15 protein-coding genes and 1 CRISPR repeat array are annotated in these 19,749 nt (G+C 36.7%); of the genes, 8 read left to right on the forward strand and 7 right to left on the reverse strand.

All coding sequences use genetic code 11. The features are described 5' to 3' along the window. Positions 1 to 67 precede the first annotated feature (67 nt). Positions 68 to 661 carry an AAA family ATPase gene (locus MKY30_RS07840; RefSeq protein ID WP_147212690.1) on the reverse strand — a complete coding sequence of 198 codons (594 nt, stop codon included), beginning with the start codon at positions 659 to 661 and terminating at the stop codon, positions 68 to 70. Between the two features lie 186 nt (positions 662 to 847). Continuing rightward, positions 848 to 2,068: a CRISPR direct-repeat array (repeat unit 32 nt; unit sequence ATTTCAATCCACTCACCCATATAAGGTGAGAA). A gap of 740 nt (positions 2,069 to 2,808) precedes the next feature. Between MKY30_RS07840 and glmS the strand changes: the two genes are divergently transcribed. From glmS to MKY30_RS07880, 8 genes are all read left to right on the forward strand, one after another. Further along, complete coding sequence (glmS, locus tag MKY30_RS07845; protein WP_147212689.1) at positions 2,809 to 4,611, forward strand: glutamine--fructose-6-phosphate transaminase (isomerizing); 1,803 nt, start codon at positions 2,809 to 2,811, stop codon at positions 4,609 to 4,611. Between the two features lie 169 nt (positions 4,612 to 4,780). Beyond that, on the forward strand, positions 4,781 to 5,587 hold the full coding sequence (locus tag MKY30_RS07850) for a hypothetical protein (RefSeq protein ID WP_256708492.1): 807 nt from the start codon (positions 4,781 to 4,783) through the stop codon (positions 5,585 to 5,587). A gap of 15 nt (positions 5,588 to 5,602) precedes the next feature. Then, on the forward strand, positions 5,603 to 6,436 hold the full coding sequence (locus MKY30_RS07855) for a TnsA endonuclease N-terminal domain-containing protein (protein ID WP_256708493.1): 834 nt from the start codon (positions 5,603 to 5,605) through the stop codon (positions 6,434 to 6,436). Between the two features lie 43 nt (positions 6,437 to 6,479). Further along, a complete protein-coding gene (locus tag MKY30_RS07860) occupies positions 6,480 to 8,570 on the forward strand; it encodes a Mu transposase C-terminal domain-containing protein (RefSeq protein WP_341083348.1) in 2,091 nt (696 codons plus the stop codon). Next, on the forward strand, positions 8,563 to 9,633 hold the full coding sequence (locus MKY30_RS07865) for an ATP-binding protein (RefSeq protein WP_341083351.1): 1,071 nt from the start codon (positions 8,563 to 8,565) through the stop codon (positions 9,631 to 9,633). Before MKY30_RS07860 ends, MKY30_RS07865 begins: the two co-directional genes overlap by 8 nt. A 62-nt stretch (positions 9,634 to 9,695) precedes the next feature. Next, complete coding sequence (locus MKY30_RS07870) at positions 9,696 to 10,166, forward strand: hypothetical protein (protein ID WP_341083353.1); 471 nt, start codon at positions 9,696 to 9,698, stop codon at positions 10,164 to 10,166. A 12-nt stretch (positions 10,167 to 10,178) separates the two neighbouring features. Beyond that, a complete protein-coding gene (locus MKY30_RS07875) occupies positions 10,179 to 12,071 on the forward strand; it encodes a TnsD family transposase (protein WP_341083355.1) in 1,893 nt (630 codons plus the stop codon). 16 nt (positions 12,072 to 12,087) lie between these two features. Next, entirely contained in the window at positions 12,088 to 13,599 is a 1,512-nt protein-coding gene (locus MKY30_RS07880) for a Tn7-like element transposition protein TnsE (RefSeq protein WP_341083356.1), read from the forward strand. Between the two features lie 1,216 nt (positions 13,600 to 14,815). On the opposite strand, the gene MKY30_RS24115 is transcribed toward MKY30_RS07880, so the two are convergent. From MKY30_RS24115 to MKY30_RS07905, 6 genes are all read right to left on the reverse strand, one after another. Further along, positions 14,816 to 14,932 carry a 2Fe-2S iron-sulfur cluster-binding protein gene (locus tag MKY30_RS24115; RefSeq protein ID WP_445667714.1) on the reverse strand — a complete coding sequence of 39 codons (117 nt, stop codon included), beginning with the start codon at positions 14,930 to 14,932 and terminating at the stop codon, positions 14,816 to 14,818. Positions 14,933 to 15,373: 441 nt separating this feature from the next. Continuing rightward, positions 15,374 to 16,285 carry an SDR family oxidoreductase gene (locus tag MKY30_RS07885; RefSeq protein ID WP_341083357.1) on the reverse strand — a complete coding sequence of 304 codons (912 nt, stop codon included), beginning with the start codon at positions 16,283 to 16,285 and terminating at the stop codon, positions 15,374 to 15,376. Positions 16,286 to 16,329: 44 nt separating this feature from the next. Further along, positions 16,330 to 17,040 carry a DNA alkylation repair protein gene (locus MKY30_RS07890; RefSeq protein WP_341083359.1) on the reverse strand — a complete coding sequence of 237 codons (711 nt, stop codon included), beginning with the start codon at positions 17,038 to 17,040 and terminating at the stop codon, positions 16,330 to 16,332. A gap of 571 nt (positions 17,041 to 17,611) precedes the next feature. Beyond that, positions 17,612 to 17,977 (reverse strand): DoxX family protein, encoded by a 366-nt coding sequence (locus MKY30_RS07895; RefSeq protein WP_341083361.1) that lies wholly within the window; start codon positions 17,975 to 17,977, stop codon positions 17,612 to 17,614. A gap of 53 nt (positions 17,978 to 18,030) precedes the next feature. After that, positions 18,031 to 18,708, reverse strand: a complete 678-nt coding sequence (locus MKY30_RS07900; protein WP_341083363.1) for an ABC transporter permease — start codon at positions 18,706 to 18,708, stop codon at positions 18,031 to 18,033. Next, positions 18,701 to 19,624, reverse strand: coding sequence for an ATP-binding cassette domain-containing protein (locus tag MKY30_RS07905; protein ID WP_341083365.1), 924 nt, complete (start codon positions 19,622 to 19,624; stop codon positions 18,701 to 18,703). Before MKY30_RS07905 ends, MKY30_RS07900 begins: the two co-directional genes overlap by 8 nt. Positions 19,625 to 19,749 lie beyond the last annotated feature (125 nt).

The raw sequence follows: 19,749 nt of genomic DNA on the forward strand, positions 1-19,749 counted from the left end.
GGGCAAGGCAAGGAAGGATAGCCTGGAGAGCTGCTGATGATTTTTTGAATCAATAAATTTTTTCAAGTTATCTAATGTGCTTTATCTGTGTTTTTATGCGGTCTATTCTTCTTTTTAGATGGGAGCGATTGTCTTCTTTTAATACTAAATTTGCTTTTGCTGCAATGATTTCTACAACGCCATCGATGGATAAATAATCTGTCTCTATTTTTTCTCCAAAGGCTTCATCAGCCAGGCTTGTGATACATCTGTCGATTTGCTTAAAGCCCCATGAATTTTTTCTCTCAAGACGTTTCTTTAGCCTGCTTTCAATGACTTCTTTGGAAGCAGATAAAACAAATTTATGCAGCTCGATTTTTTCAGATTCGAGATTTCCAGTGATTTCTTCAAAGTAAGATATATCTGTGATTGTCATAGGAACAATAATTGTTCCATCATGGTTTTCAACGATATATTTTATAGTTTTGCGGTTAAATTCTCTCCACATTTCGTAATCTTGAAAGTCTTTCTTTTTTAACTCGCTAGGCAAATTTTGATTGAAGAAGAAGCCGATATTTTCCGGATCATAAACGAAGGAATTTTCTAATCTTCTATGTAATTCATAGGCTGTCTGTGTTTTACCTGCTCCAAAAGCTCCGTTAAGCCAGATTATTTTTGTCATGGGGAGGCTCCTTTTTGGTGTGGTTTATGTAGAGGTAGATGGAAAGAGATGAGCTTGGTTCTTCTTATCTACCTCATATTTATATTCTGTTTTTTTGAGCATTTCTTTGTTGTAGCACCATTTCAATTCGCATAATCGTATAGGATGCGAAACTTTACAGAAGTACCGTCACTAGCTGGCACGATTATTTCAATCCACTCACCCATATAAGGTGAGAATTGGAGATAGCAAAAAAGCAATCGCTTATGCAGAATTTCAATCCACTCACCCATATAAGGTGAGAAGAGATTTTGGCATAATAAAAACGTTGCAAATCCTATATTTCAATCCACTCACCCATATAAGGTGAGAACAATGCCAGTACTTCCGTTATGCGGTGACAATATTTCAATCCACTCACCCATATAAGGTGAGAACCTCCCTTAGTATTATTATATTCGACAAATAGGGATTTCAATCCACTCACCCATATAAGGTGAGAAAAGCCATGACAGCTATTGGTGTTATATCCAACTGATTTCAATCCACTCACCCATATAAGGTGAGAATTAAAGCTTTTGCTTTATCTATAACACCAGTAAAGATTTCAATCCACTCACCCATATAAGGTGAGAATAAAATGTTGATCTATGCAAAGCCTGGTACTGGATTTCAATCCACTCACCCATATAAGGTGAGAAGAAAAACTAGGAATCACTCCTGGTTTACTCGAATGATTTCAATCCACTCACCCATATAAGGTGAGAAGGATAAACAGATTCAATCTAACGATTATAATAAAATTTCAATCCACTCACCCATATAAGGTGAGAACTTCAGATGGTAAAATATCATCTGAAATGTTGATATTTCAATCCACTCACCCATATAAGGTGAGAATGCAAAGATTTTAAAACTTGCTTTAGCATCGACTATTTCAATCCACTCACCCATATAAGGTGAGAAGCGTGATAAAAATAGTAAGTGGTTAGATAAATTGATTTCAATCCACTCACCCATATAAGGTGAGAAAAAACGCAAGAGGGTGGCTCTTACGGGCTTATCGATTTCAATCCACTCACCCATATAAGGTGAGAATAACCTAGGAAAGGCGGTTCCTGCTGACGTATTAATTTCAATCCACTCACCCATATAAGGTGAGAAGTTAAATGGGTGCGGCTGCACGAAGGTAATTGCGATTTCAATCCACTCACCCATATAAGGTGAGAAGATATAACGGTAAATAAAGATAGAAATACATAAAATTTCAATCCACTCACCCATATAAGGTGAGAAAAGTACGTTAAAAAGGGGAAGGGTGAGGGAGAATATTTCAATCCACTCACCCATATAAGGTGAGAAATCTATCCTTGCAGTATGGTATTCTGCTTGTGATATTTCAATCCACTCACCCATATAAGGTGAGAAAGCGGACAACATAACCCCTTGTCCAGCAAGCTTTCAAATAATAAAAAGTGCTAACCTTTTATAAAAAGGAACATAAAGAAGCATTATCCTTAACAAATCCCGTTAGAACCTTATACACATTGAGGTGCTAACCTCCTTAGTAATTCATGTTTGCTTAAGGTTAGCACTAATTTATCCATCCAACTAAAAATTTTCCTGAATCCTTCTTAATATTTTTAATTATACCATTCTGTTCTAATCCTCTTCAAACATTCTTCTGGTCATACTAACCTGCACCTATCCAGTCATTTGTGTATATTCTGCAACATTTCTAAAAGGATTTCATAAACTATTTTAATCGGAAAGGAAGAAAAAGGTTGACCTATAATATGACTTTCCGATAGAATATAGAAAGTTCTTGTTTTCCAAATGTAAAAGTCCGTTTGACAAGAGCAAATAAAAATGGAGAGGAGCAGAAAGAATACAAAACGGAATCTATAATAACAAGCGCCAGGACTATTCTACGGACGGTAAGGAAGAATAGTTGACGAGGTCGGGGGTTATCGAATTATTCGGCGGGTGCCTCCCAGCTGTACATCGCAGCTGCTGCTTTATCTTTAAACCATCAGGGTGACTTGGTGAACAAAGAGATAAAGAATGATGTCTTATAAAAAAACAAACACGAGAAAGGGGCAGAACAAGGCCCCTTCGCTTCGAATCGGTCTTTTGTTCCTGCCCCTTCAAACAAGGAGGACATCGACATGTGCGGAATCGTCGGTTATATTGGACAAAATGATACGAAAGAAATTTTATTAACAGGCTTGGAAAAATTAGAATATCGCGGTTATGACTCTGCAGGTATTGCAACTTTAGGTGAAGAAGGTGTACACGTAACAAAGGTAAAAGGACGTATTGCAGTGTTACGTGAAGAAGTAGATAGCAGTGTGGAAGCTACAATTGGTATTGGTCATACTCGCTGGGCTACGCATGGTGTGCCAAGTGTGCAAAATGCACATCCACATCAAAGCTCATCAGAACGATTTACTATTGTGCATAATGGTGTTATTGAAAACTATATCGATCTAAAGAAAGAATTCCTGGCAGATGTTGACTTTGTGAGTGAAACAGACACAGAGGTTATCGTACAGCTTATTGAAAAACTTTATGAAAAGCATAAAAATACCAAAAAAGCATTTGGTGAAGCAATGAGCCTGCTAAAGGGTTCTTATGCTATTGGTCTGATTGATGCAGAAGATCATGATACTTTATATGTATCCAAAAATAAAAGTCCGTTATTGGTTGGGTTAGGAGAAGGATTTAACCTGATTGCCAGTGACGCAATGGCAACGTTGAAGGAAACTAACGAGTACTTGGAAATCTATGACAAAGAAATTGTTCTTGTCAATCGCAGCTTTGTAGAAGTGCAGACATTAGATGGAGAAGTCATCCAACGTGAACCATTTATCGCAGAAATTGATGCAAGTGATACAGAAAAAGGAACATATCCTCATTTCATGCTGAAAGAAATTGATGAGCAGCCAATTGTTATGCGTAATATTATTCGTGAATATCAGAATGAAAAAGGCGAATTAAAGTTAGACAAAGATATTCGTAAAGCCATGGAAAAAGCAGATCGCATTTATATCATTGCAGCAGGAACAAGCTATCATGCCGGATTAGTTGGAAAAGAATTTCTTGAAAAGCTTTCTAACATCCCCGTAGAAGTACACGTTGCAAGTGAATTTTCATATAACATGCCGCTGTTGTCTGAGAAACCATTGTTTATCTTTATTTCTCAAAGTGGTGAAACAGCAGACAGCCGTGCTGTATTAGTTAAGATAAAAGAATTAGGACATCCAGCACTTACATTAACAAACGTGCCCGGATCAACCCTTTCTCGTGAAGCAAATTATACTTTACCTTTACATGCTGGACCAGAAATTGCTGTGGCTTCCACAAAAGCATACACAGCACAAATTGCTGTTTTAGCAGTTCTTGCAGTAGATACAGCGAGAGTAAAAGGTATTAAATTAGATTTTGATCCATTACAAGAGCTTGCCATTGTAGCGAATGCAATGGAGGTTATTACAAACCAAAAAGAAGAGCTTGAACAGTTAGCAAGAGATTATTTTGCTACAACACGCAATGCTTTCTATATTGGCCGCAGTACAGACTATCATGTTGCTCAAGAAGCAGCATTGAAGCTGAAAGAAATCTCTTATATCCAGGCAGAAGGTTTTGCTGGAGGAGAATTGAAGCATGGAACTATTGCTTTAATTGAAGATGGTACACCGGTAATTGCTTTAACAACACAGGAAAATGTAAACTACTCTATTCGTGGAAACGTGCAGGAAGTAGTTGCCCGTGGAGCACATGCACTTATTATCAGCTCAAAAGGCTTAGAACAGGATGAGGATGCTTTTGTATTGCCTCCGGTTCATGAGCTGTTAACTCCATTAGTAAGTGTTATTCCAATGCAGCTTCTGGCTTATTATGCAGCACTTCATCGTGATTGTGACGTGGATAAACCACGTAACCTGGCGAAGAGTGTTACAGTGGAATAGGTATAGAAAAAAATATTAATGTATATGTTGAGTGACAATAAAGTCGTTTAATTACAAATAAAGTTGTTTAATTTACAATAAAGATGTTTAAAAAACACGCGTTATCGATTATAATTAATGTAATCGAACGTGTGTTTTTTATTGCATTAAAATATGAGGTGATAAATACGTGGCTAATGCTAAATACAGGATCAAAAGAAGAAAAAATGCTTTGAAGGAGCTAAATGAGCTAGTAGAAAGACACTCTAATCTATTAATTATCCATTACTCTTGCGAAAGTTTTTATAATATTAAAGATGGGAGAACGCCACGTATTACATCTATTGCAGTAAGGTATTTCAATACAGGACAAACTATTTCCTTTTCAATTCATAAAGTGGCGGAGAAACAAGGTAAATTGAATAGCATTGAAGATCACTATAATGAATTAGAAAAATCCATGTTAGATGAATTTTATCAATTTGTTTCAACTCATATCAACTTTAAATGGATCCATTGGAATATGAGAGATATTAATTTTGGATTTGAGGCCATTAACCATCGGTATAGCGTTCTTGGTGGAACGCCTTCTATTATCCATGACAATAATAAGTATGACTTGGCTAGAAAAATGGTTGATATTTATGGAACCTACATTAAAGAACATCCAAGATTTGAAAAATTAATTGAAAAAAATAACATAACCAAGAAGGATTTTCTCAGTGGTGCAGCTGAGGCGGAAGCATTTGAAAATAAGGAGTTCGTAAAGCTTCACCAATCAACATTAAGAAAGGTGGATATACTGCATATTATTGTTGAAAGAATTATTGAAAATAACTTAGAAACCGATGCTACTTTAAGAGAAATCTATGGTTTTACTCCACAAGGGTTGTATGAATTAATGAAGGAAAATTGGGGGTATAATCTTTTGATATTCCTTTTAGGAGCTGTACTCTCGGGAGTAGTTGGATATATAATTACCTTTTTATTAATGTAGAAGGAGGTTGCTAATATGCCTAAACGCCAAACAGGTTGGACTGAAAAGAAAATAGCTCGTTATTATAAAGAAGGTCGTGGCCAAGGAGAATTAGGAAATTATAAGCCTTGGATAACGATTCAAGATGTTCCGTCCAGTGGTCGCGCTCATCGAGACATCGGTTGGAAAACAGAACGTGAGCATCATCTTTTATCTGATCTTGAATACAACTATTTTTGCTTACTTGATTGGTCAGATAATGTAATAGATATTAGAGAGCAGTTTCCCATCAATAGGGAAATCACCACAAAAATTGCTGAAGACATGAACATTACGCACCCCATAGAATCTACAACACAGACCCCGATCGTAATGACAACAGATTTTCTTATTACATTACGGTATGATTCAAAAGTTAAGTATATTGCCAGAACTATTAAACCAGAAAAAGAGCTTAATAGTTCTGGAGTTATTGAAAAATTTGAAATTGAACGTGCATATTGGGAAAATCAAGATGTTGATTGGGCTATTGTAACAGAAAAAGATCTTCCCAAAACAATAATTGAAAATATAAAATGGCTGCGATCTTCTTATATACTCGCTGACACTACAGATAGTAGCTTTATATCTATCCTTTTAGAAAGACTAAAAACAGGTAACGGAACAATTTTAAATGCTTTAAAAGAGTTTGATGAACACTATCACCTTGAAAAGGGAACAGCTTTAGCCCTTTACCGTCACTCTATTGCGAAAAAGTTAGTCAAACTAGATATGACACAAAAGTTTGATTTAACTTCTGACCTATCAACTATTAAGGTATTATCTCTGATCCCGAAGAAGAGAGGTGGGCTACATGAATTTCTTTATTAATGAAATTCTACAGGATGTTACGAATGATAAAATATCCCGTATTTTGTGGATAGATGATAACAATACGATAGCTTATATCATTGATTTAAACGACGATAAGGCACTTCCTGTTAAACGAATGATCTTAGAAATAAGGGAAGAGATTGTTACTGGAAGTCTAATTAAACTTAAAGAGGATCCCTTCATCGTTAATACCATTGAAGAATACACGCAGAAGCACATTGATTCTCGTGATCAAGCATGGCAAATCATTAAAGAAATGGTTCTAGACGAGCCTGGGATTTATGAAAAAAATATAAGAGCTACCTATATAAAAAAAACAAGAGAGACCTATGGTGTTTCTTACCCTACTGTAAGAAAGTATTTGTGCAAATACTGGCAAAGGGGGAAAACAATTAATGCTCTTTTACCAGACTATCAAAACTCAGGAGCTAAAGGTAAGGAAAGAACTTCTGGAACAAAAAAGAGAGGTAGACCTCCGAAATATGCGGCGACAGGTGTTAATGTAGATGAAAAAACAAAGAAATTGTTTCGTGTTGCCCTTGAAAAATATTATTTAACCTCCAAAGAAAATAGATTAACTGATGCTTATAAAATGATGGTAAAAGAATTTTATGCAAAGGATATTTACTATGAAAATGGTATTGAGAAGGTGATTATTCAAGACGAAGAAAAAATGCCTAGTATTCGCCAATTCCGTTACTGGTATGAGAAAGAATATACTGTACCGGAATCACTGAATGCTCGAAAAGGAAGGAAAAAATACAATAAAGATCACCGAGCTGTGTTAGGCTCCTCACTTTCAGAAGTGTTTGGACCTGGATCCCGTTATCAGATTGACGCAACGATTGGGGACGTGTACTTAATTTCAAAACACAATCCAAACTGGATAATTGGACGTCCTGTGATCTACTTAGTGATGGATGTTTTCAGTCGTATGGTTGTAGGTAATTATATAGGCTTGGAAGGCCCATCTTGGATTGGCGCTATGATGGCTTTAGCAAATACAGTAATGGATAAACAGGAATTTTGCGCCCAGTATGGCATTGAAATATCGAAAGATGATTGGCCTTGTGAGCACTTACCTGAAATACTATTGGCAGATAGGGGTGAATTTGAAGGTTTTAATGTAGAACGTTTAATCGAGGCATTTAATCTTCATGTTGAGAATGCTGCACCATATCGTGCTGACTGGAAAGGAGTAGTTGAAAAGCATTTTGATTTGATTCAGATGAAAGTTAAGCCAATGCTTCCTGGTTATGTAGATAAAGATTTTCAAGAGCGTGGTACAAGGGATTATCGTTTAGATGCAGTTTTGACATTAGATGAATTTACAAAAATTATTATAAAGCAAATTTTATACTACAATCAAAAGCACTATTTGAAAGATTACGTACGTGATGAGGATTTAGTTCATGATGATGTATTGCCTATTCCACTTAAACTTTGGAATTGGGGAATGGAAAATCGGACGGGCAAACTCAAGTATTTTCCAGAGGACATTGTAAAGTTACATTTAATGCCAAGAGAAACCGCAACTGTTACGTATAAAGGTATCCGAATGAAGGGGATTTATTACAGTTGTGAACGGGCAGTAAAAGGGTTATGGTTTGAAACTGCTAGACAAAAAGGATCATGGAAAGTTGAGATTGCATATGACCCAAGGGATATGTCTATTGCCTATTGGATTGATAGTTATTCCAATGAATATGATAAATGCTTTATGCTTGAACCATCTAAACGATATGAACATTCAAGTTTAGAGGAAGTAATGTATCTAGTGGAAAAAGAAAAACAATTAGCCCAAAGTGTGAGTCACCAGCAACTGCAAAAAGACGTTGATTATATAGCTGAGGTAGAATCGATCGTAGCTAATGCTTCTAAAAGAAAAGAGAAATTAAAAGATCAAACATTAAGCAAAGCGGAGAAAGTAGGGAGTATAAAGGAGCACCGCAGAAATGAAAAGCGAAGTCTGAAATCTGAAGAGGCTTTTCAACTGGAAAAAGACAAAGAAGAACAAATGAAAGAAACGGAAATACTCTCTTTTCAATCCAATAAAGAAAACAATCAAGACTTTTCAAGGCCGAATGTAAGGGAGTTATTTAATAGAAGAAAGGAAGAAAGGGATGAGTGAAGAACAGCGGTTAGTCAGTGCTGAAGTAGCTAATTATAGACAGCAGCAAGTAATTGATTTCAAGGGTAATCAACTAATCGAAGCATTGCCTAATATTTTATCTCCGGAAGAATCCTTTGATGCACTCAGTTATTATCCTAATTATGATGAACAAGAGAGGTTCCTACCTACTCATATTCGTTACCATGCTATACCGAGACTTAACCGTTTCTTTCAACCGGTTATGCAGCATTTAGACTTAGAGCAACGCTTTTCTCGTCTATTAAGGCATGGGTATATAAGTCGAAACCCGTTAACTCCTGAATTTACTAAAAGCCTTGCGACTGGGCATCAACAGTTACACGGATTAGAAACAAAAAACGATATACGTTCTACTGCATCAAGTATGACATTAATGGGGTTTTCAGGAATAGGGAAAACAACAGCGATTGAGCGAGTCCTATCATTATATCCACAATTAATTATACACAAGCACCCTTTAAATATTACCCAGGTTGTCTGGTTGAAGTTAAATTGTCCTCACGACGGTTCACTGAAATCATTGTGTATGGACTTTTTCTTGAAAATGGATCAACTTCTAGGATCAAATTATTATGAACGATTCGGAAGTAGAAGAAACTCCATCAGTTCGATGGTAACAAGGATGGGGCAAATTGCTAGATTGCATTGTGTAGGAGCCCTTGTAATAGATGAGATTCAACATTTACTGGCAACTCGGGATAATAACTCGGAAAAAATGATGAATTTCTTTGTAACCCTTGTTAACGAAATTGGAATACCTGTCATGATGATTGGAACGATGCGTGCTAAAAGCGTTCTACAGCAGGACTTTAGGCAAGCCAGAAGAGGCAGTGGTCAGGGTGATATGGTGTGGCAGCAAATGGAGAAAAATGATGATTGGGATTTGCTGATTGAAAGCATGTGGGAGTATCAAGGGCTTCAAAACAAAGTCGAGTTGACAGATGAACTTAATAAAGCGATTTATGAAGAGAGCCAAGGCATTATTGATATTGCCGAAAACTTTTTGCTTTATCGCAAGGGAGAGCTATTGAAACGGGGGTAGAAACAATAACACCTTTACTTATAAGTAAAGTAGCTAAAGATGACCTTAAGCTAGTACAGCCAATGTTAAAGGCACTAAAAGATGGTCAATTGTCTGAACTGGAGAGGTATGAAGATATTATGCCAATGGACATTGCTGATTATTTGAAACATCACGAGTCTAAAATTGATTTGCGTGCGTCCATTCAAAAGAAAAAGGAACAAATAGCGAATAATCGAAAAGAGCAAAAAACGTCATTGATTAAAAAAGTGATACTAACGTTAATCAACCTAAATATCGAACCTTCACTTGCCGAAAAATATGCAGTCAAAGCCATCAATGAATTGCCCGGCAGTGCTGAAGCTGAAGTTACTGGACGAGCATTACAAATGTTCACAGAGAAGAAAGAGACAAAGAAAACCAAAAGAGATAACCCTAAGAAGAACGAATTACAATTGATAATAGATAAAGGAAAAAGGAATCAGAAATCAGTTTATGAATCTTTAAAAGAAGCTGGTTTCATCAAATCGCCACTGGATGATTTTGCAATCTAAGGGGGAAAACAAATGCATGCCTATTTTCCAACACTTTATGAAGATGAGTTGTTGTACAGCTGGTTTGCTCGTTATCATGTTCATTCCGCAAATGTCAGTCCAAAACAAACGATGAAGGAATTGTTTGGAACGACCAGTGCTGTGGCTGTTCCAGATTTACCAACACAATTAAAGCAGGTTTATGACCGCATCAGGCACTTTGACATACAGTCATTAGACAACCTTATTTTGAATCATACGCTGTTTCGTTATTATACAGCTTTTCAACCGGAGTCCGTAAGAGAGAAAGTATATCAGGCAATGGTTGAAGGAAATCAACCGGGTGCTATTCATACGATGACGGGAATAGCAGCGAGTGTGGTACAGGAGTGGACGTTTCTCCGGTTTTGTCCGACATGCCTTCAAGAAGACATGCAAAAGAAGGGGGAACCTTACTGGCATGTATCACATCAATTTCCAGGTGTTTTCACTTGTTTGAAACACGGTGATTATTTATGTGATTCAACAGTAAGATACAGAAACACTGAAAAACATAAATTTGTTGCTGCCACAAAAGATAACTGTCCAAGTATTTTTCTACAGGCTTCATATTCGGACAAGACTAAAGCTTTTTTAAACATGATTGCTAGACAAAGTCAGGAACTTATATCGTCTGATTTCCTGTTTACATTTGAAGGCATCCAAAAAGCCTATCAATATCTTTTAAAAGAGAAAGGTTTTTCAAATATTAACGGAAAAGTCGATCAAAAAAGGTTAGCTGAGCAGTTTCAGTTGTTTTATGGCGAGGAGCTTTTGAGTGTCGTCCAATCTTCAGTCAGTTATGAAAATTCATTTTGCTGGCTTAAAAACATCACTCGAAAGCACCGTAAATCCTTTCATCCTTTGCGTCATATTTTATTTATTCATTTTCTTGGTGAGTCAATAGAGACATTTTATAAATTTGCATCTAAAGAGTATCAGCCATTCGGAGAAGCCCCCTATTATTGTTTAAACCCTGCTGCGGGTCACTTTAAGGAAAGATTCATTACAGATTTGCGAATGAGTTTATGCACAGATACAAGACGCCCTGTGGCTACATTTAGTTGTTCCTGTGGTTTTGTTTATTCAAGACGAGGACCTGATAAAGTTAAAGAAGATAAATTAAAGGTTGGTCGTATTAAACAATTTGGAGATGTATGGGAATCAAAATTAAATAAGCTAGTTCATATAGAAAAGAAAAGTTTGAATTCAGCTGCAAAGGAATTGCAGTGTGATATAGGGACGGTTAAGAAATACACAACTAGTCCCACTTTTAAAGATGTAAGCATTTTTGAAGAATCTACTGAGGATATGACTTCAACTAAGCAAAAGAAATGGCTGGATTTGATACAAATGCATCCAGAAAAATCAGTTACTCAATTAAGAAAAATAGTACCTGCCTTATATGCTTGGCATTATCGAAACAATAGAAAATGGCTTAAAGAGCATTCACCGAAACAAGAAAGAAAAGCTGACACTTTAAGAAGAGTGGACTGGACAGAAAGGGATGAAGAAATATTACTTCAAGTACAGCAGACAATCAATAAGTTGTACGCTTATGATAAACCAATTTATGTGAATAAAACTCGTATTGGCAAAGAAATCAATCAGTTATCGTTCATTGAAAAGCATTTAGCAAAATTACCAAAGACGAAAAAGTATATAGAAGATCATATTGAATCAAGATATCAGTTTCAAATAAGGAGAATTAAATGGGCATGCGGACAATTGGAAGTTAAAGGGGAAGAAATTATAGAGTGGAAAGTAAGACGTTTAGCCGGAATCCGTAATGACGTAAGCGAGGAAGTACAAATTGCATTGCAAACAGAAATATTGAACTACAAAGCAGGTGATCAAGATTCTAAAAATCAGACCATGGCCTTTTAAAAAAGAAGTAGCAACATTGCATTGGATTGGAAATGTAAAATTGGAAAATAAACAATGGCGCATACAAGCTGCGTTTGTTTATAGAAATGATTGCATAATTATTTCTCTACCTATTGCAGCCCTACCTTTGTTAAGAATAGGTACTCCTTATCACGATGGATTGCCAATACAAACACAAAAGATAGGTACATTATACGAAATTCAAGTGGATAACTTGAAAAATGGATTCATTTCGAAAGCGATTAATGTTTGTAGGAACTTTAATTATTTTCTTTATAAGAAACCAGTGTTAATGAATCAACATATGTGGTCATTTCAATCAGGTGGTATAACGTATCATATTCCACAAACAGAATTGATAAGAGCATTGTTTGCAATTAATAAGATCCTTACAAATGCATTGTTGCGACCAAACGGGCTAGATCTTTTAGTAAATAAAGTATCTATCAATCAAAACCGAAAAGCAGCGATTAATTTTTCCGATGAAATTCCTGGCACAATAATGACAGATGATTTTGCACGTTATTTTGGATGGCTATATTTACATCCTGAAATGAAACAATCGTATTCTTCCATTCAAAGTAATGCTTATGCAATGATAATAAATGGTCCAAATTTAAAAGGAACTCCAATGGAAATGACAATGCCAGATACAGAAGAATTCAACCTAACCGTTAGAGGATTACGAAAAAATGACGAAATACTAATATTAGAATGGCTGGCATCAGACCTTGCTGATCCACCATTTAAAGAATTAAATATAAAACATAAATCAATAAAAAGACGTTTGTATACACCAGATAAAAGAAAAAAGCGACTGTCAAAACAAAATCAGCCGCAGGAACATGTATTAAATGAAAACAGCGGAGAGCGATCACGAGAGGATGCAAATCAACCGGTCATTGATATAGAACTCACTCAGATAGCTTTCCGTCAATCAACTATAGTAAATAGAATACCAAAACAAGAACAAAATGTGAACCAAGGAGATGAATATATTTCAAACTCTGGCCGTGGGGGAGGAATGAACCAGAGTGTTGCTGGATTAGACGAATCAATATTTGGCGGTAAAATAACGCCTATAGAGTTTAAATCCATGGAAATCGCAGATACACATATGAACTATGGATTGGATAAATTCATTGCGATGATTAAGTATCTTGCTGCTAATTATAGCCATTTGAGTGTATCCATAAATTTTGTTTACCTTCCTTTAGGACGGAAGTTTTCGTATTTGCCAGACGGGAGAAGAAGAATTTGTGCTATTGTTAAAGTAAATAATGGAATGAAGGAGTCCTTTATAGTTGAAGTGGCTGTGCCAGATAATCGTTCCTTATCAACGTTAATTATACCCTCATCGGGATCAGTCCATAAAAGTGAAATTCATATTCAAGGATTATTAACAAAGTTGGTTTTTAATAGTGGAAGTTGGAGTAATTCATTCTTAAAAAATCAGGTACACAACAAGATCAGACATTATAATGAGACCGTGAAGAATTGGACCCAAAGGATAATATGCTACCTATAGTTGTTGATTTAAAATAAAGTCGCGGCCATTCTTAAAAAAGATACGAATTTGTATCCCCTTGATGTATGCCTTTGTCAAAAGCGTCTTTTTGTGGTAAAAATAACTTAATATTCTTTAGCAACCGGACCAGTTCGTAGTATAAGGTCAATCAGATCTTTATTTTCAGGTTGGCCATTTTTAATGGTTTAATCGAGGTAGCCGGAGGGGAACGAAGGAGCCGGTGGGACTTTAATTGATCCCGTCCACAAAAATGTTACCCTCTACTTACAGGAACATGGGTGAGGCTGATTGGGGGATTATCAGATGATCTCGTATAACAAGAGAGTAGAAGACAAACCCCATAAAGTTGTGATGGGGGCCTGCATGAATAAGCTGATTCATTGATTTTTTTACATGCTTAAGCGTATAGAAGCCTTTGTAGAGGTATAAACAACGGGAACTTCTATTCCCTAGTGTACCTTCCTATCCGGAAGGCTCTTGTATCATAGTAGAACTTTTTTACCCTTATGGTGTAAATATCCACATTATTTCAGTTTCACATTAGCACAGTAATTCAGATTGAAGAATGCTAAGAAAAATCGGTGACACGGCTTTACATAGAGAAGTGGGCATGGTAGGCTATACGCCTTGTGAAATCGGTGTTTTGCAGTTATCTGCTTTCACAACGACCCATGGTCACAGAGGCTATATGTCAAGCCGGCAACACATAATTGCAATTAAATGGTAATCTATTTGTGTATTACGCCAGATTTTTGCCGAAATAACATGAAAATATCCGTTCTAATTTGCAAAAAATCACCCGTTTCTGGCTGGAATAGTGTGCAACTTTACACTTATGGGTTGACTTCTTATTAGCTGGTATTATGGAATAAATCATCAATCATGAAAGTGAAGATTATTGGGTAAAACCACCCTTAATGATGTGGAAAGGATATGTTCAAAATGGAAATTAAGAATTTGATTGGAGTTAAGACAAGACGGGAATTAAGAAGTTAGCTTGAGGAAAATTCAAATACAGATAGATTTGCTCAAGAAGTGTGGTTGGATGAAAATAAAAGAAGGTATTTATTAATGGGATCACAGGATATCCCTGTAAGCCAGTGGCAAGATACCTCAAATTCTTAAATAACACTGGAAAGAGTAGCGATACTCAAAAGACGTACTGCTGTTATGCCTTGAAACAGCATTTTGATTACTTAGGGGAAATTGACAAGGATTATATGGATATCATCTTCATAGGTTCGAGATTTATTTGGTGTTCTAATATATCTATAAGTATAGAGCAGGCCTGCTTGGGCTTTCCATTGATTATTATTGAACAAGCTCCACACACTTCTTCTAGTCAGCTCATGTCCCCACAACGGGGGCGTTTCCTTTCCCTTTTTATTTATAGGGTTCATCCGGGTGTCTATTAAGGCGGCAATTACTTACACCTTTGGCCGATGATTAATAGAGAACGATTCTAAAAAAAGTCTTGACCCAGAGGATTATCTTGTCTAAAAATATCGATTTGAATATCTTCCGCCATTTCTACACCCCAAGCGCTCTCGTCGGATTGGGACGAAGTGCGCTATTCTCGTGGTGTCACCCAAATTGATCGAACAGCATAACTGTCTAATATCTTTAGTTCCGCAGTAACAGGCGGGTCCGATTAACTTAGGAAGAACGACTTTCCCTTGACGAAAACGCCTCCGAGTTGGATTCTCTTCATCGTTCTGATGTCATTATTTTTTATAGTATATTTTAGACTGCTCAATGTATTCAAGGTTGAGATCTACCGGTACCCTTTAGCATCTGCAGGCTTGCCTACATCCTGAACTTCGACGATGTAGCGCCATGCATCCGGTCGAGATCCGTCGAGATCCGTTATTCCGTATTCGTTTGCAAGCTCACCGCTTGAGGTGGATTGTCCGCTCCAGCGCGCGACGTCAGGATCATTAGCCAATGCTGCGATCCCGCGACCAATGAAGCGAGGCGTTTCGGAAATGATGAAATGCGGTTCGCGGACGAGCGCATCTCTCCAGTTTGCTTCGGTTACGCCGTATTCCTCCAGCATGATTTCGGAGCGCAGCCAGCCTGGCGATACGGATAGGACAGTTCCTTGGTAGGGGGCGAGTTCATGTGCCAAAGACTTGGCCATTCGTATGACGGAGTTCTTCGCCAAATCGTAGAATAACGACAATCGGTAGTTTGTTTCATTATAGGTTTTCGTGCCGTCCGTGACTTCCACAACGAGTCCGTTGGGCTTGCGGATTAGCAGCGGCAGCGCGTAGTGGCTTGTAATGATATGGGTATCAATGGCCAAATGCAGCATGTGCAAACCGTTTTCCAACGAATGCTCCCATACAGGAACATTCCACTCCACCATATATTCGCCGCCCCAGATATCATTAACCAAAATGTCCAGTTGACCTTGTTCGCGTTCGATTCTTGCGATTAAAGCTTGAACCTGAACGGGATCGAGATGATCGACTTGTACCGCAATCCCGATGCCGCCCGCCTGATCAACTAGTTCAGCAGTTTCTTCAATGGTTTCTGGACGATTATATTCAGAGGGACTCATCCGTGTTGTACGGCCAGTCACGTAGACAGTTGCTCCTGCTGCCCCCAACTCAATTGCGATGCCTCTGCCTGCTCCCCGGGTCCCTCCAGCAACCAACGCCACTTTTCCTGATAAAGGTTTCATAATTAGCGACCTCCCTTCCTCTAATAATCGATTTTATCATAGTGCTAACTCTTTTTTAAATTTAAGTAGTAATCCTTTGTATTTTTATCAAACTTCTCGATAGCGTATCTTAATGTGACTCTAGGCATGGTGCGAGTGTGCTTATTCAGGAAAGATTTCAGCTTGTCCTCGTCTTTTTTACCTGCTTCACGAATGAAACTGCCAACGGCCTTATTGATCAATTCCTCCGGATCGTTTATTAGTATCTCAGCGATAGCAAATGTGTCCTTCGTGTTTCCGGCTTTGATAAAGCTATACGTACTTACCATAGCTGTTCTTCGTTCCCAAATATTAGAAGAGTGTGCCATTTCGTATAGTTTATCCTTCGGTTTATCCAGCAAATAAGTTCCGATTACAGAAGGAGCGGCACGATCAACGAAATCCCAGTTGTTGATTCGATCATGTCTCCGTATATACAGCTCGTACAAAGCTTGCCTGTTTTCCTCCGGTAGTTTCTTGGCTTTGGCTTGAAAATCCATAATGCTCACGGCGCCCATTCTCACTTCATAATAATCGCTTTCCAGCAGCCGTTCGACTTCGGTTAAAGGCATATCCGTAAATTGCTTAGCAATTTGGAATACCGTACGCATGTTAAGACCTAAGCACTTCGTGTTTTCATCTGAACCTTTAAAAAACTTTTTCATTTTTTCTATTTCTGCTTCATTTTGATGCTGCTTCAATTCCTGAATAAAACCATCAGCGGTATGATTTGTCATTTGGTTAACCTCTTTTCATTTAATAATAAAGTTTTAAGCCCCAGTAAAAGGTTGACAACTTACTTTCCATTTTTGCTTGATTCCCTCAGGCTGTTCGTTTTTTGCAAGAATACGCCAATAAAAAAGAGGCGAAATGTTAATTTTATAAAAACGTCCATCTGGCGTGCTGCTTGCCATCCTGCGTTGACTGTATAAAGAGCATATTAGTCTTTAAATAACATTTAAATCACCTCACAATCAAAATTCCGAATCCACTCATGATTATTATAACAGTAGTTTGAGGGTGAAATTTCTTTTATATTGCTAAATCACACATCAAGTAAAACATTTTCGATCTCTTCAACGGAACTGTAAACAGTGATAGAAAAATATTAAAATGATTCCAGTTGCAGCTTTGCAAAACGCCTTGCAAACTTGGATTTTTGCAGAAAAATACAAGCATTCATTTTTGAAAAAGACTGATTTTCTTTCACTTAAGCTCTTCCATTAAAATATCATTGACTTAAGCCCCTAAATATTTTTTTCAGTTTATCTGTAAAATCCAAATACTTGTACGTGACATTGGCACTATCTACGGAAGCATATTCTGTAATTCAAAAAAGTTAAGTGTGCTCAATGTAACAGAGATGATCAACAATATGAACGCTGGTATGGATTTACTGTACGAGTCTTTTACTCTGATGTGTACGATGACTCCAATCAACATAGTAATTGCAAACCATAGTCCTGCGATGACCACAACCCACGGTAACCAAAAACCAATAATCAATCCCACAACACCAGCTACCTCTACCCAACCGGTTACTACCCGAAACCACTGAGGAAGTTTTAGATGCTTAAAAATGGAAATCTGTTGTTCATGCCCCAATATTTTTTGTATGCCAACACTTACAAATATAACAATCAGTATAAACTGCAAAACAAAAGAAATAACCAAAATAATCCCTCCATACATTTAATTTTTGAATCTTATTTAGTAATATTAGCAAATTATATCTCTCCGGTTTTTTCCGCTGTAACAATAGAAAGAAAGACACTAAGACTTCCTAACAGACACAGCACCACAAGAACTAGGTTAAAATTAAGGTTTAACATTGATGAGAGGTATGATGATTGCATCGTAACAATAGCAACAATTACAGTTGGAACTGTCGCTCTTTTCCAAACTCCCAAATAAAAGAGCGGAATAAAACTAATCAAGGTAATCATCAATGAGCGAAAAATCATCTGACTAAAAAAAGTGATGATATCTGAAAATGTCGGATCACCGTTTATAATTGAATGGACTTGATCATAAAAATAAGTGACAATACCTGTTAATAAATAAGAGGCCATAGTAAGGAGAAATACAAACATTGCAATAAAAAGTATTTTCGCTGCAAACAGTTTTTTTCGGCTGAACGGATAACTAAAGGATAAAGAAATCGTTTTATTTTTATATTCATCAATAAAAACTTGGTTGATTAAAGAGGCTCCAAATAAGATAAATCCCATTTGAATGAAGAAATTCAACTCAATAACTGCAGCATAACTCTGACCAAAATCATAGTTAAGGACTTCTATAAAGAAAATGGGCAAAAACATTATTATAAGTGGATAGACTATCACTTCCCCAATCACCGATTTTTGTTTTAGCTTTCTCCACTCTAATCGCATTAATTTAATCATCGCCATTTCCTCCATTTATTTGTTGGTAAAAATAATCTTCCAATGAATTGGAATGTTTCTTTATTTCTTCAATTTCAATATTATGAAGAATAAGTGTTTTTGAAATTTCGTTTGGAGTAAAGGCCGTATCATAAATGCGAATTTTACGATCCTGAATAATTTTCATATTCGAAAGGTGGAGATCGTTTTCAAGTAAATAAACAGCCTGTTTAACATCCGTCACCACAAGCTCGATATAATCAGAACGTTCATTTCGAATATCTGCCAAAGTGATCTCATTTAATAATTTTCCATGATGAATCACACCAACTCTGTCAACAATTTGCTCTAATTCTCCTAATATGTGACTTGAAAGAACAAAAGTCATCCCATATTCTTGATTGAGCATTCCAATTAAATGACGCATATCTTTAATCCCAATTGGATCTAGGCCATTTGTCGGTTCGTCTAAAACGATTAGTTCAGGTTTTGTGATAATCGCTCTCGCAATCCCAAGCCGTTGCTTCATTCCAAGAGAAAAATCTTTTACAGTTTTTTCTTCAATTCCTTTTAAATTTACCAGTTGTAACGCTTGTTTCATCTCATGTTCGTCAAAAAACCCTAAATACTCACAATGCAGCTTTAAGTTTTCAAATGCAGTTAAATGTTCAAAAAAGACCGGATATTCAATAATACTGCCCACTCTTGCCAATACGGATTTTGTTTGTTCCGCCAATCTCTTATTCAAAATTAAAATTTCTCCCTTTGTAGGTCTTGTTATACCCGTAAGCATCTTCAAAATGGTTGTTTTACCTGCCCCATTCGAACCGAGTAACCCATAAATTTCACCTTTTTTAATATGAATGCTTATATCGGATATAAGCTCTTTCTCTTTAATTTTTTTCGTTAAACGATTCATTTGAACGATATATTCCATGATTTAGCCCCTCCTTAACTATATCTTATTGTAATAATTGAAATTAATTTTTTTCTTTCTCATTCCTTACAAATTTCTTAAGTTTGCGTTAATTACAAAAAAGAGGCTGTTCCTGATGAACACCC

It is taken from the genome of Oceanobacillus sp. FSL W8-0428, assembly GCF_038004405.1.
Lineage (GTDB): Bacteria > Bacillota > Bacilli > Bacillales > Amphibacillaceae > Oceanobacillus > Oceanobacillus sojae.

Coding starts and splice junctions, on each gene's coding strand:
- MKY30_RS07840 (WP_147212690.1), bottom strand. CDS start 661: ATGACAAAAATAATCTGGCTTAACGGAGCTTTTGGAGCAGGTAAAACA.
- glmS (WP_147212689.1), top strand. CDS start 2,809: ATGTGCGGAATCGTCGGTTATATTGGACAAAATGATACGAAAGAAATT.
- MKY30_RS07855 (WP_256708493.1), top strand. CDS start 5,603: ATGCCTAAACGCCAAACAGGTTGGACTGAAAAGAAAATAGCTCGTTAT.
- MKY30_RS07865 (WP_341083351.1), top strand. CDS start 8,563: ATGAGTGAAGAACAGCGGTTAGTCAGTGCTGAAGTAGCTAATTATAGA.
- MKY30_RS07870 (WP_341083353.1), top strand. CDS start 9,696: ATGTTAAAGGCACTAAAAGATGGTCAATTGTCTGAACTGGAGAGGTAT.
- MKY30_RS07875 (WP_341083355.1), top strand. CDS start 10,179: ATGCATGCCTATTTTCCAACACTTTATGAAGATGAGTTGTTGTACAGC.
- MKY30_RS07885 (WP_341083357.1), bottom strand. CDS start 16,285: ATGAAACCTTTATCAGGAAAAGTGGCGTTGGTTGCTGGAGGGACCCGG.
- MKY30_RS07890 (WP_341083359.1), bottom strand. CDS start 17,040: ATGACAAATCATACCGCTGATGGTTTTATTCAGGAATTGAAGCAGCAT.
- MKY30_RS07900 (WP_341083363.1), bottom strand. CDS start 18,708: ATGATTAAATTAATGCGATTAGAGTGGAGAAAGCTAAAACAAAAATCG.
- MKY30_RS07905 (WP_341083365.1), bottom strand. CDS start 19,624: ATGGAATATATCGTTCAAATGAATCGTTTAACGAAAAAAATTAAAGAG.